We start from the raw sequence: 12481 nt of genomic DNA on the forward strand, positions 1-12481 counted from the left end.
TACTCATCTCAGTTCATCGCGTGGCGCAGGCGGTCCAGCGCCAGCCGTATCCGTGATTTGATCGTTCCCAGCGGCAACCCGGTCTGCGATGCGATTTCCCGGTGACTCAGGTCGCCGAAATATGCCTTCTCGATCAGGTCCCGCTGTGCATCCGGCAACGCTTTCAAGGCGGTGCGCAGTTGCGCGGTTTCCTGTTGCAGCGCGATGACGTCATCCTGATCGGGCTCAGCCTCGGGCCCCCAACCCAGATCTTCGGGTTCAGGGCGGCGTTGCTTGCGCAGCACGTCAATGCGCTTGTTCCGTGCGATGGTGAACACCCATGTGGCCACGGTGGCACGCGTCGGGTCGAACAGGTGGGCCTTGTGCCACAAGGTCGCCATCACCTCTTGTGCGCATTCTTCTGCCATGGCGGCATCCGCCCCTGACTTCATCAGGAACGCCTTGATACGCGGCGCGAAGTGCTGGAACAGCTCGGCAAATGCCGCCTGATCCTGCGCATCCCGGATGCGTCTGACGTGGTCCACCCATTCGGCCCTGGTCTCGCGCTTGCCGTTGATGTCGTTCACCCGCCTACCCTTGATGCGTTTGTTGATGCGCCAAGATTGAGGGGCGGGTGTTTCAACCGCTGGTCCGTCCAAGGTCGCTGTATTGATCTGGGTAAACATAACCACAATACGGCGCATGTCCCAAGCCGGATCACTTTATCGGAACATTTTGATCCGCTCCCGGCCAAGTCTCGTAATATGAACACCAGCGGCAAAAAAGAAATCGCGACTGCTCTGGCGGGTGTGCAAGGACCAGAAGACATCGGATGGCAAAAACGATAGATCATGTTGCAGGCCACACCTATCACGGCCGCAAGGGGGCAATCGACAACGCCTTCCGGTATTCTGTCGATTACATCCTGTTTGATCCCGAAGCCCGGTTGACCACGCCTTTTCTGTTTTCAATGGACCGGACGAATGTCACCAACTGGCGAACCCGCGATCACGGAGGAGAGCCGGGTCAAGGCCATGGTGCCGCCTGGCTGCGCGCGCGATTTACCGAGATGGACATTCCGCAACCCGCGCAGGTCATGCTGCTGACCCAGCCAAGGGTGCTGGGCCACGTATTTAATCCCGTCAGTTTCTGGTTCTGCTTTGACCGCGATGATCAGCTTTACGCCGTGGTGGCCGAGGTGACGAACACCTTCGGAACGCGTCACAGTTATCTGTGCCATAAGCCGGATTTTTCGACCATCAGACCAACCGACCGATTGACGGCCGAAAAGGTGATGCATGTCTCGCCCTTCCAGAAGATTGAAGGCAGCTATACGTTCCGCTTCGACTACAGCCCGGATCGGGTCGGTGTGTGGATCGACTACACGCGCGCGGATGGCGGGTTGATCGCGACGCTGACCGGACCGCGCCAGCCATTGACCAGCCGGGTGATCCTTTGGTCTTTTCTGCGTCGCCCTTTCGGTTCGCGTCGCACTTTTGCGCTGATCCTCTGGCAGGCCTTCAGGTTGTGGCTGAAAAAAGCCGCCTTCCGCCCGTTTCGCAGGGAACCGGTGCCTGATCACCCAGTAACGCGTGTGGGGCAGTGACCAGCCTGTTTGTTCAAGATCAAAGACGCGGGCCCCTGTCGGTGGTTGTGATGGCGTAACAACCGCGAACACGAGGAGTCGAAGAGATGATGGAAATCTCGGCAAGAAAAGTCGCCCAGGTCGCCATGATGGGCCGCGAACTGAACCGGGCCGAGGGCGAATTGCGGGCGTTCATCGACCGCATGAGCGAAGACGAGCAGGCCGAACTGGTAGCCATCATGTGGATCGGGCGCGAGAGCTTTTTTGCGGAAGATCTGGCCGAGGCCATCGCCACCGCCAAGTCCGAGGCATCGACCCCTTGTGCAGATTACCTGATCGGAACACCGCATATGTCTGACCACCTTGAGAATGGTCTGGACGCATTGGGAATATCTGCAGAAGACGTGGAAAACGATCTGATGTAGGCCCCTCGTCGGCATCGCTGCCCGGTGCCTGCGTCTGGCGGCACCGGATATTGCCCGCCAAGGCAGACTAACAGCGACGGGGGTGTCAAGCTTTCGAGCGAGGTTGGTGAAAGTCTGTATTCGGTTTCTCTTTGCCTTCGAAGCCGCCGCGAATGGGTTTCTATGTGATCTTCTTGAAAAGCCGCCACTTTCCCAAAGGTGTGGCTTTGTAAGCCGTGTATTTCTACTGAGGTAGACTGTTTTCTGTCGCGGCCTTGAGGAAATCATGGCGAACGGGGATTGCGCGTGGACCATGCTACATAGAACATGTGGGTCACGCGGTTTTCGCCGATGATCGCTGCGCGCGCAATCGATGAAGCGTCCTACACTGAATTCTTGGCGCATGGACGCCACATAGGTCCGTGTGCATGTCCATGGAAAGTGGATGGATCTCTACCGCGCTTTAGACAAAGCGGGAAATACTCTTCATCTCATGCACCAAAACGAAAGCTCTGCCTAACTTTCTCAAGACTTTGCGGAACAACCACCGCGGTTGTGGCTGGACTGTGGATCCGTTTCAGTTGCTGGATGTCAGCCTGATCGAAAATGCTGCGCCAGAAAATCAATCAACGCGCGCACCCGGGCCGTCAGGTGACGATTGGGTGGATAGAGCGCATAAAGGCCGAAATTTTCCGTTTCATAGTCCTGAAACAGGCGCTCCAGGGTACCCTCTTCCAGACTGCGGGCAATCACATAGTGCGGGCAACGCGCAATACCCAGCCCGGCAATCGCCATGTTGGCAATCGCCGCCGGGGCATTGGCATGAAACATTCCCGCCACCTTGACCACAATATCCCTTGTCCCGGCTCGAAACCTCCATGCTGTTGCGTCGGCTGGATTTTCGTCAATCAGGCAGTTATGTGTGGCCAGTGCCATCGGATCACCCGGACGCCCCCTTTCCGCCAGATAATCAGGCGACGCGCAGACGATCAGCGGCATATCGGACAGCTTCCGCGCAATCAGGGTCGAATCCCGCAACACCCCGATCCGTATGGCAAGATCGAACCCCTCTTCAACAAGCGCCACGCGCGAGTCCGACAGTTTAAGGTCGATATCGACCTTCGGATGTGCCCGCAGAAACGAAGCCAAAGCCTGAGTCAGGTTGATGCTGCCGAACCCGGTTGGTGCGGTTATTCGGATTGGCCCGGCCAGTGCCGATTGCCGCTCCTGAACAAGGTCTTCCAGCTCGTCGATTTGTTCCACGATCGGGCGGCAGCGTTCAAGGTACGCGATGCCGACGTCTGTCAGCGAAACGCTTCTGGTTGTCCGGTTGAACAGTTGCGCCGATAGCTTGGCCTCCAACTGGGCAACATACTTGCTGACCAGTTTGGTAGACAGGCCCAGCCGCCGCCCCGCGGCAGTGAACGAGCCCTCATGAGCAACCGCCATAAATGCCCGCATCGTGTCAATTGTATCCAACGCAGCGCTCCTTCGTCAGGTTGGTGTTTGGTCAATTATACCTAATTTGTTCATAGTTACTGAATAAAACGCAGGATTATAACTAAAAAAGGTTTTGCCATGTTCTAGCCAGTGACCGCTGACGAGCATTGCCAGCTCGCTCCCAAGAAACTCCTCCGAAAGGAAACAGACATGCCAAACGCCATCCGTATCCACCGTCATCCCTTGTCCGGGCATTCACACCGGGTGGAACTATTCGCCAAGCTTGGCGGCATCAATCACGAGCTGATCGATGTCGACCTGCTGTCTGGCGAACACAAGAAAGAGCCGTTTCTTTCCCTGAACCCTGCCGGGCAGGTGCCGGTGATTGAGGACGGTGAAATCGCGATCGCCGACTCCAACTCTATCCTCGTGTACCTTGCGCGGAAATACGCGCCTGATTGGCTGCCGACTGATCCGGTGCGCGAGGCGGAAGTTCAGAAGTTCTTGTCGCTGGCCGCCGGCGACATCGCCCACGGCCCTGCGGCAGCACGATTGATCACCGTTTTTGGCGCTCAACTGGATGCAGAACGTGCCAAGGCCATCGCCAAATCCGCCTTTGACCGGCTTGAGGCGCATTTGAGCGGACGCGACTGGCTGGTCGGAACCAGCCCATCCATCGCTGATGTCGCGATCTACAGCTATACGGCCCATGCGCCTGAGGGAAACGTTTCACTGGATGATTATCCCAATATCCGTGCCCTGCTGGCCCGGGTTGAGGCGTTGCCCGGCTTTGTGGCCATGCAAAGCACCAAGGTCGGCCTCGCCGCCTGACACCAGAGCGCGCCCGGCCGTCAGGACCGGGCGTATGCCTCCAAACCGTGCCGCCCCAGGAGAGACCCCATGATTTCCATCGAACCCAGCGACAGCAGCACTTCCCCTTTTCATCGGGGTGAACACATGGCGCAGGCGCGGCTGGGTGTTCGCGACATTGAACACTGGGCACGGAAAGTTGTCCGCGACCACATGCCCGAACAGCATCGGGATCTTCATACCGCCCTGCCGTTTCTTGTGATGGCCGCGCGCGATGCGCAAGGTCGGCCCTGGGTTACGTTATTGGAAGGGCCAGACGGGTTCGTCTCTGCACCAGATAACAAAACGCTTTCCATTACTGCCTTGCCAACCCAAGGCGATGCGTTGCACGGTGCCCTTCACCCCAAAAGCGATGTTGGCATCCTTGGTATTGAACTGGCCACGCGTCGGCGCAACCGCATCAATGGCCGCGCCGGACGCGTCACTCCGACCGGTTTTGATTTTCACGTTGACCAGACCTTTGGCAACTGCCCGCAGTATATCCGTGAACGCGCATGGCGCCGGGTTGAAGATTCGAGGCCCGGACCAATGACACGCGGCCAGTATTTGACGTCGGATCAGACCCGGTGGATCGAAACAGCCGATACTTTCTTTATCGCCAGCGGCTATCGCGAAGAGGGCGAAAGCCCGACTTACGGGATGGATGCGTCCCATCGCGGTGGCGACCGTGGTTTCGTGCAGGTTCTGGACAACCGGCGGCTGCGGTTTCCCGACTATGCCGGCAATAACCACTTCAACACAATCGGCAACCTGTTGCTCGACCCAAGGGCGGGATTTCTGTTCGTCGATTTCGAAAGCGGCAGCTTGCTGCAACTGACCGGCGTCGCCTCGATCGACTGGGCCAGCGATGAGATCACAAATTTCCCTGGGGCGCGGCGGCTGGTGACACTGGAGATTGACGAGGTCGTGGAAATCCGCGCGGCAGTCAGCCTCAGATGGACTTCGGATGCAGATTCTGTCCGGTCGCTCCGCCTGATCGAAAAGATCCGTGAAAGCGTCGATGTCACCTCGTTTGTATTCGAAGCCCGCGACGGTGGCCACTTGGCTGGGTTCGAGCCCGGGCAATACCTGCCAATCGAGCTTGAAATTCCAGGGATCGCCGAACCGGTGCGCCGGACCTATTCGCTCAGTAACGGACCGAACAATCATCGCTATCGGATTACGGTCAAGCGTGAGCCAAAAGGGATCGCATCGCAGTTTCTGCACGATCATCTGGAACCGGGCGCAATCATCAATAGCCGTCGGCCAGCGGGTGATTTCACAATGACTTGCGACCGGTGCCCATTGGTTCTGGTCAGCGCTGGTGTTGGTATCACACCAATGTTGAGCATTCTGAATAAGGTCGCAGACGAGCGCGGCAACCGCCCTGTCTGGTTCATCCATGGCGCTCGGGACGGTCAGCACCATCCAATGGCCGGTGAAGTTCACGATCTGGCCTCCGGACGGCCTGGGGTCACGACGCATGTGGCCTATAGCCAACCAACGTCAGAGGATGAGTTCGGAGTGGACTATGACTCGCATGGCCGTGTCGATGGGGCGCTTCTGGCGCAACTGATCAACGATGCCAGCGCGCATTACTTTCTGTGCGGCCCTGTCGGTTTCATGGCCGAGATCCAGGCCGATCTGGAACGCCGGGGCATCTCTCAGGAACATATTCACACCGAAAGTTTTGGCCCCACTGGGTGATTTGACGTGATCCTTCGTGGGCAAATGAAACTCAAACCACCAGAGCAAGGACATACGCGCCTTTGGTTCGTTTCGTTCGCATTGTGTTGTTGGGATAGCGTTCACCGGCCGGAATGATTTCGCCATTCCAGCTTTCAATCGAAACTCACCGGCTTGTATTTGAGTAGTTCGAGTTTTTAGGCGTCAGACACCAACTCCTCAGTTCCTCTCGCTGTTATTCCTAAGTCGTTCCTACGATTGCATATACGCCTTAAGAAAAGTGTGACGCCTTCGGCCGCCTGCCGACACAGAAACCTCCCCAAGCTGCGGTAAAAGTGGCAGGTCGAAGTTCGACGCTTCAGTATTCCAGTGCTGCCTCACGTTTCAGGCGGCTTGCGGCAAAATCGACAAATGCGCGAATCTTTGCGGACACCATCCGCCCTTCGTGGTGCACGATGTGAACCGGTGCAGGAGCCGGTTCAAAATCAGATAACACTGCCTTTAGCCGTCCGTCCGCCAGATATGGTGCGACTTGATAGGACAAAAGCCGGGCCAGACCCTGACCGCGAAGTGCCATTTCGATTACAGCATCGTTGGTATTCATGCTGATCCGTGGATGAACACGCACAAGCTTCGGGTTGCCCAGGTGGTCAAACTGCCACTGGCCTGACGGCGACAGGGCTAGGGAATTGATCAGGACATGTCTGTTCAGGTCATCCGGGCTTTCGGGTTCGCCTGCTTGTTCAAGGTATTCGGGTGCTGCAAAAACAACCTGTCTGACAGAACCGCAACGCACCGCCATAAGGCTGGAATCCGCAAGCGGACCTATCCTGACGCCAACATCCACACCTTCGTCTATTAAATTCACGATCCGGTCCACGTACAGCGTTCGCGCCTCGATTTTGGGATAGTGCCCCAGAAAATCAGCAAGAATTGGTGTGATGAACAATCTGCCAAACAACACAGACGAAGTGAGGTTGAGCAATCCTTTAGGTTCCGCATAGGTCCCGACCGCAGCGTTTTCTGCCTGTTCCAGATCAACGAGAATGCGCTTGGCATCTTCCAGAAATCTGCGCCCGCTTTCGGTCAACATGACAGATCGTGTCGTTCTTACGAATAAACGGACGCCCAACTCGCCCTCCAGTACCGAAATGGTGCGCGTCACAGCCGGTGGCGACATGTTCAGGTTGCGCGCAGCAGCAGCAAAGCCACCCAGGTCGGCCACCTTCGAAAAGACCAGAAGCGCGCGAAACTTGTCCATGTAATTATTCCAAAATAGTGAATAATAAATTCAAGCTTAATATCATTCTGCCAACAATTGAAACACACTATGTCTCAGGCGAAGACACAATCACTCCGCTAAGGCAAAAGCGCCCGCAGGAAATGGGAGAAATGCCATGAATGTAAGCCAAGCCATCGGCCAAAACGTGACTGTTCAGATCGTGCACGGTTTTGTGGACAACGGGCTAGGGGGCAACCCTGCTGGGGTTGTTCTGGATGCCGACGGGTTAACCGAGGCGCAGATGCTGAAGGTCGCGTCACAGGTTGGCCTGTCCGAAACCGCTTTTGTCTCGCAATCCGCGACCGAAGGTTTCAAACTGGACTTCTTCACCCCGAACCGCAGGATCGCGCATTGCAGCCATGCGACCATTGCCGCTTTTTCCCATCTGGAAGCACTTGGCCGTATTCCTGATCCTGTAACCTCAAAAGAAACTGTGGACGGCCCGCGCCGGATTCTGATCAAGGATGGTGCCGCGTTTATGGAACAGTTGGCCCCTAGATATGAAACGCCAGAAGATTGGACCTCTCAGGGTGTCAGTTTGCAGGACGTTTTGGGCTCTTTGGGGTTGTCCCCGAGCAATCTGGATCACGAAATGCCGCCCGTTCTGGTCAATACCGGCAACAGTTTTGTCGTGATCGGAGTAGCTGACAGGGAAACTCTGGCTTCGATCAAACCCGATTTCGAGCAGATCAAAACGATCAGCGACCGTCTGGACCTGATAGGATATTATGTGTTCACAACGGCCCAATGCTCGGACGGGCGCGACGCTACTGCACGCATGTTCGCCCCCCGATATGCCATTGATGAAGAGGCCGCGACGGGAATGGCCGCAGGGCCGCTGGCCTGTGTCCTGCACGACCTGGGTCACCGCCGTCAGCACGGGTTTCTGATTGAACAGGGCATGTTCATGGAAACCCCTTCGCCCAGTTTGATTCAGGTTGAACTGGAAGTTCGTGACGGCGCAATCGCCAGTCTAATGGCAGGCGGGCAAGGCAAAGTCATGCGGTCCTTTCAATTGTCGGTGTGACTAAAACAGCGTTTGGGGCGGCGTGTAACATTGCGCGCAGCTTTGTCGAGCAAGTTGAAGAGCGGTTTCACGCAAATCTTGCCGCGACCCTTCAAAACAACGAACTCTCTCCGAGCGCGGATATCGCAGCTTTTGCTGGGGCGCTCGTTCAGATTGTGACGTTCACGTTGAATAGTCGGGCAACCCAATCAGATCACATGATCAGAGCGCTAGGTATCCAGAATCTCCAAGGTCTTGTCTGAAAACTCGACATCGTTGATATGGCTGTCAATTTCCACAAGTGTTACGTTTTCCGGACAGTTTTTTCTCAGCTCTTCGATGAATCCTGCAAGTCCCTCTGCATCTTCCAAAATCGCCCCGGCCCTGTCCCATTCGTTACCGCCTCTGAGCGGCACAAGCAGAACAGTCGGGCCGGTTGCTTCAGAAAGTTTTGCGCACATGGTGCGTGCCATCTCGCGCCTTTGCTCGGCGCTCATGCTGACCGCAGTAATTAGTCGGTTGTGGTCATGAAGGTCATGATCCGCCAACGCTGGAGGAACGGGATGCCAGCCTACCAAATCGACTAGATCATAACACCCAATCGAAACAATCTGCGGCACACCAGCCTTGCCCGCATTGGTCATGCGATCTTCGCCGGCGCTGATGGCTGATCCCAACATGTGGTTGCCGACTTCTTGCGGTGCAAAGTCCAAAACGGCGGCGAATTCACCTTTTGAAGCAAGGCTTTCAAATGCGCGCCCTCCCATGCCCGTAGCATGGAAAACGGCCAGTTCAAACCCGCGCGCCTCAAGGGCGGGCTTCAGGTGCACCATATAGCGCAAGACTGTTTTGCCGAAGGATGTCATCCCGATTATAGGGCGGTCTTTCTTCATCGGACGGGCAGCGCGTGCGGCCCCCAGAACCGCGCCAGCGGCTTGACGGAGAGAGGCTTCGCAGACCGAGTTAAGCCCGTAAAGACCACCAGCCCAAAGGATCATCTGAACGTCTGCCGGCAGCCGCTCGGGCGGGATCATCGGCGAGAAAGAGACAGTTGAGACGATGTATTTAGGTACACCAATGGGCAAGGCACAGCACAGATCAAGGGCCAGATCGGTCCCCATTGAACCGCCCAAAACCAAAACGCCATCGAACACGCCCTCATGGTGCAGCCGTGCAACCAGCAGGGCTGCACCTTTGGCCATGATCTGCATCGCAAGGTTTTCGTCACCGCCATCAATGGCTTCCTGTATTGTGTGGCCACCCTCCTCTGCCACCTGATGCTTGGAGTAATCAGTGGGGTGACTGGGGTCGCCAAGCACACTGATGTCCATGGTTTTCACCAATCCACCCTGTTCACGGATCACATCAGAGATGAAGTTCAGTTCATCATCTTTGGTGTCATAGGTCCCAACGACAAGAATAGTTCGATTGGTCATAGGCCGCCTTTCAGGTTCAAAGTTTGATCCAAGCTGTTTTCAGCTCGAAATACTTGTCAAAGGCGTGCAGCGATTTGTCATGACCGTTGCCAGACTGCTTGACGCCACCCAATGGAACCGTTGTGTCGGCCCCTCCATAGGTGTTTACATGGACAACCCCTGCCTGAATGGCCCGGATCATGCGATGGGCGCGCGACAAGTTCGACGTCCATACTGCGGATGCCAGACCGTAATCGGTTCCATTGGCAATTTTGATTGCCTCTTCTTCGGTGTCAAAGGGAATGACTGCAAGAACCGGGCCGAACACTTCATCCGTTGCCAGCCGGTCGGTGCGGTGAACCCCCGTTACAACCGTCGGGGCCATGAAATAGCCACCCGTTTCTTCCAGAATACGGATCCCGCCGGTGCGGATGCCCCGCCCCAGACCACGTGCTTCTTCCACAAAACCAAGGTTCTGGTTCAATTGACTTAATGAGTTTACCGCACCTGCAGTCGAAGCGATATTCAGTGGGTCACCGGGCCGGAGAGTTTCGACAAAGGTTGCCAGTTTTTCTACAAACTCGTCATGGATTGATCGTTCCACCAACAGACGGGATCCCGCGATACAGACTTGACCGGAGTTGCGGAAAATACCATTGGCCGATACCTTGACAGCTTCGTCCAGATCCGGGGCATCCGCGAAGACGATATTGGGGGATTTTCCACCAAGCTCCAGATAACAGCGCTTCAGATTAGAGCGTGCGGAGTATTCCAGCAGTTTTCGGCCAATAAATCCTGAGCCGGTGAAGACTATGACATCTACGTCCATCGACAGCCCGATGGCCTCTCCAACCACCGAACCTTTGCCGGTAACCACATTGAACACCCCCGGAGGCATGCCAGCTTCCAGCGCCAGTTCAGCCAGTCGCACCAGCGTCAATGACGCGGTTTCTGCGGGCTTCAGCACAACGGTGTTCCCGGCTGCAAGTGCCGGTGCAAACTTCCACGAGCCGATCATCAGCGGGAAGTTCCAAGGGACGATCGTGCCGACAACACCTACCGGTTCACGATGAACCAACGCCAGAACGGAAGGATCAGTCGGAGCAACCTCTCCATAGATTTTGTCAATCGCCTCGGCGTAGTAACGAATTGTGTGTGCCGCCGACATAGGCTCAGCTTTGATGGCCATACTGATTTCGGTGCCATTGTTTCGGACGCCCAGAACCGCAATTTCCAATGCGTGTTCCTCGATCAGCTCCGCCCATTTCAGCAACACTTTCTTTCGCGCCGCCGGGGCCATGTCGGACCAACGGCCATCATCGAAGGCGCGGCGTGCAGCGGCGATGGCGAGATTGGCATCTTCGACTGTTCCACGCGCCATAGTGGTCAGGACTTGACCATTCAGGGGTGAAATCACCTCCAGCATTTCTCCGTCAGAGGCGTCGCGTTTTTCGCCATCAATAATGTGTTGAAACGGAGGAACCGGTGCGTGGCGCAGTTCGTCTATGCGGGATTGATCTAGCATGGGGGAACCTCTCTAAAGGCTTGTTACTTGTCAGCAAAAGCGATTGTGGGAACATCGACAATGGTCGCCCCGCCATCAATGGTCAGCACCGCACCCGAGATAAGGGCAGCCTCGTCAGAACACAGGAACGCAGCGGCATGGGCGATATCTTCCGGCATCGCCGGTTTGCCCAGTGGTACATCACGGGTCACCAGGGCATAGGCTTCGTCAATCGATGAAAGACCCCTGCGTTCAACAAGCTCCTCCATCTCACTATCAGCCATCTCGGTGCGTACCCATCCAGGACAGATTGTGTTGCAACGCACTTCCTTTCGTCCGTAGTCGCGGGTGATGGATTTCGCCAGACCAATTAAGGCATGTTTCATGGTGACATAACCGCAAGCCTCTGGACCTGCGGCCAGACCTGCAATTGAAGCCATCATCAGGATGTTGCCATTTTGCGAGATAAGATCTGGCATCGCAGCGCGGGCAGTCACCATCGCCGTATTCAGATTGGCTTGAACAGATTTGTTCCAATCATCGTTTGTATTGTCAGTCAGCGTTCCAAAGCCGAACCCGCCTGCATTGCAGACAAGCACATCCAGTGCGCCAAAGCGGGCGTTGATCGTTTCCAACGCGGCCTTCACCTGATCGGCATTTGCTGCATCAGCCTGTACAACCAACCCGTTGATTGGTCCGGCGACCGCTTCCAACGGCTCTGCCCGTCGCCCCATAACGGCTACATTGGCTCCTTCTGCGCTAAGCCTGCGTGCAATCGCTGACCCGATACCTGTACCGGCCCCGGTAATCAGAACGGTTTTTCCGTCAAATCGTGCCATTTTGCGCTCCTTTTCCGAGTGCGGATCAGCTTTGCTGACTGTCGTGGATGTCGTGGTCATGTTCCATTTCCGGCTGGGCGACGCGACGTTCGCGAATAACACCCCAGAAATGGAAACCGATCAGCAGGACGATGGCCAAGGCCAGACCTGCCGCGATTGGCCGGTCAACAAAGTCCAGCGGATCACGAACCCGAGCCATGGCCGAGCGCAGCTTCACTTCCATAATTCCACCAAGAACCATGCCCAGAATGATCGGGACAATCGGAAGGTTCTGTCGTTTCAAGATCAGACCCATCACACCAAAAACAGCTGCAATGGCACAATCGGTGGCGGAGTTCCGCAGCGAGTAGATACCGACGAACGACAGAACCAGGATCACCATGTCCGTCATCGAATGATTTGGAACACGAGCGTTTGATTGGCTTAGGAGGATCAGGCTCGCCGCAGTTTCAATCTACGCCGCGTTCTGATGATGCAGCAAGCGGCGTTTCT

Annotated in this window: 11 protein-coding genes and 1 pseudogene; 5 read left to right on the plus strand and 7 right to left on the minus strand. The window is 56.1% G+C overall.

Translation table 11 applies throughout. The annotated features are described in order from the left end of the window. Positions 1 to 8: 8 nt before the first annotated feature. Entirely contained in the window at positions 9 to 665 is a 657-nt protein-coding gene (locus ACR0DY_RS18055; protein WP_480482905.1) for a sigma-70 family RNA polymerase sigma factor, read from the minus strand. Between the two features lie 146 nt (positions 666 to 811). Between ACR0DY_RS18055 and ACR0DY_RS18060 the strand changes: the two genes are divergently transcribed. Further along, entirely contained in the window at positions 812 to 1585 is a 774-nt protein-coding gene (locus ACR0DY_RS18060) for a DUF1365 domain-containing protein (protein WP_480482875.1), read from the plus strand. An 86-nt stretch (positions 1586 to 1671) separates the two neighbouring features. Next, on the plus strand, positions 1672 to 1989 hold the full coding sequence (locus ACR0DY_RS18065) for a DUF3775 domain-containing protein (RefSeq protein ID WP_267363482.1): 318 nt from the start codon (positions 1672 to 1674) through the stop codon (positions 1987 to 1989). Positions 1990 to 2559: 570 nt separating this feature from the next. Here the strand turns inward: ACR0DY_RS18065 and ACR0DY_RS18070 are convergent. Continuing rightward, entirely contained in the window at positions 2560 to 3447 is an 888-nt protein-coding gene (locus tag ACR0DY_RS18070; protein ID WP_480482877.1) for a LysR family transcriptional regulator, read from the minus strand. A 171-nt stretch (positions 3448 to 3618) separates the two neighbouring features. On the opposite strand from ACR0DY_RS18070, the gene ACR0DY_RS18075 reads away from it, so the two are divergent. After that, complete coding sequence (locus ACR0DY_RS18075; RefSeq protein WP_480482879.1) at positions 3619 to 4239, plus strand: glutathione S-transferase family protein; 621 nt, start codon at positions 3619 to 3621, stop codon at positions 4237 to 4239. Positions 4240 to 4308: 69 nt separating this feature from the next. Beyond that, a complete protein-coding gene (locus ACR0DY_RS18080) occupies positions 4309 to 5964 on the plus strand; it encodes an FAD-binding oxidoreductase (RefSeq protein WP_480898866.1) in 1656 nt (551 codons plus the stop codon). 337 nt (positions 5965 to 6301) lie between these two features. On the opposite strand, the gene ACR0DY_RS18085 is transcribed toward ACR0DY_RS18080, so the two are convergent. Next, complete coding sequence (locus ACR0DY_RS18085) at positions 6302 to 7204, minus strand: LysR family transcriptional regulator (protein WP_480538557.1); 903 nt, start codon at positions 7202 to 7204, stop codon at positions 6302 to 6304. Positions 7205 to 7340: 136 nt separating this feature from the next. Here ACR0DY_RS18085 and ACR0DY_RS18090 point away from each other — a divergent pair, with 136 nt between their 5' ends. Beyond that, positions 7341 to 8252 carry a PhzF family phenazine biosynthesis protein gene (locus ACR0DY_RS18090; RefSeq protein WP_480547405.1) on the plus strand — a complete coding sequence of 304 codons (912 nt, stop codon included), beginning with the start codon at positions 7341 to 7343 and terminating at the stop codon, positions 8250 to 8252. A gap of 209 nt (positions 8253 to 8461) precedes the next feature. Here ACR0DY_RS18090 and ACR0DY_RS18095 read toward each other — a convergent pair whose 3' ends face one another. The 4 genes and pseudogenes from ACR0DY_RS18095 to ACR0DY_RS18110 all read right to left on the minus strand — a co-directional run. Then, on the minus strand, positions 8462 to 9667 hold the full coding sequence (locus ACR0DY_RS18095; RefSeq protein WP_480547407.1) for a Tm-1-like ATP-binding domain-containing protein: 1206 nt from the start codon (positions 9665 to 9667) through the stop codon (positions 8462 to 8464). 16 nt (positions 9668 to 9683) lie between these two features. Then, on the minus strand, positions 9684 to 11171 hold the full coding sequence (locus ACR0DY_RS18100; RefSeq protein ID WP_480482889.1) for an aldehyde dehydrogenase: 1488 nt from the start codon (positions 11169 to 11171) through the stop codon (positions 9684 to 9686). Between the two features lie 23 nt (positions 11172 to 11194). After that, positions 11195 to 12049, minus strand: coding sequence for an SDR family NAD(P)-dependent oxidoreductase (locus ACR0DY_RS18105; RefSeq protein ID WP_480492730.1), 855 nt, complete (start codon positions 12047 to 12049; stop codon positions 11195 to 11197). Continuing rightward, positions 12015 to 12398: pseudogene (locus ACR0DY_RS18110) on the minus strand (tripartite tricarboxylate transporter permease); the annotation flags it as partial. The pseudogene ACR0DY_RS18110 and the gene ACR0DY_RS18105, both read right to left, overlap by 35 nt. Positions 12399 to 12481 lie beyond the last annotated feature (83 nt).

This window comes from Ruegeria sp. O6 (assembly GCF_056535045.1).

Excerpts from the sequence above, each read along its gene's own strand:
- ACR0DY_RS18075 (WP_480482879.1), top strand. The coding sequence starts at position 3,619 with ATGCCAAACGCCATCCGTATCCACCGTCATCCCTTGTCCGGGCATTCA.
- ACR0DY_RS18060 (WP_480482875.1), top strand. The coding sequence starts at position 812 with ATGGCAAAAACGATAGATCATGTTGCAGGCCACACCTATCACGGCCGC.
- ACR0DY_RS18095 (WP_480547407.1), bottom strand. The coding sequence starts at position 9,667 with ATGACCAATCGAACTATTCTTGTCGTTGGGACCTATGACACCAAAGAT.
- ACR0DY_RS18055 (WP_480482905.1), bottom strand. The coding sequence starts at position 665 with ATGTTTACCCAGATCAATACAGCGACCTTGGACGGACCAGCGGTTGAA.
- ACR0DY_RS18090 (WP_480547405.1), top strand. The coding sequence starts at position 7,341 with ATGAATGTAAGCCAAGCCATCGGCCAAAACGTGACTGTTCAGATCGTG.
- ACR0DY_RS18065 (WP_267363482.1), top strand. The coding sequence starts at position 1,672 with ATGATGGAAATCTCGGCAAGAAAAGTCGCCCAGGTCGCCATGATGGGC.
- ACR0DY_RS18085 (WP_480538557.1), bottom strand. The coding sequence starts at position 7,204 with ATGGACAAGTTTCGCGCGCTTCTGGTCTTTTCGAAGGTGGCCGACCTG.
- ACR0DY_RS18080 (WP_480898866.1), top strand. The coding sequence starts at position 4,309 with ATGATTTCCATCGAACCCAGCGACAGCAGCACTTCCCCTTTTCATCGG.
- ACR0DY_RS18105 (WP_480492730.1), bottom strand. The coding sequence starts at position 12,049 with ATGACCACGACATCCACGACAGTCAGCAAAGCTGATCCGCACTCGGAA.
- ACR0DY_RS18100 (WP_480482889.1), bottom strand. The coding sequence starts at position 11,171 with ATGCTAGATCAATCCCGCATAGACGAACTGCGCCACGCACCGGTTCCT.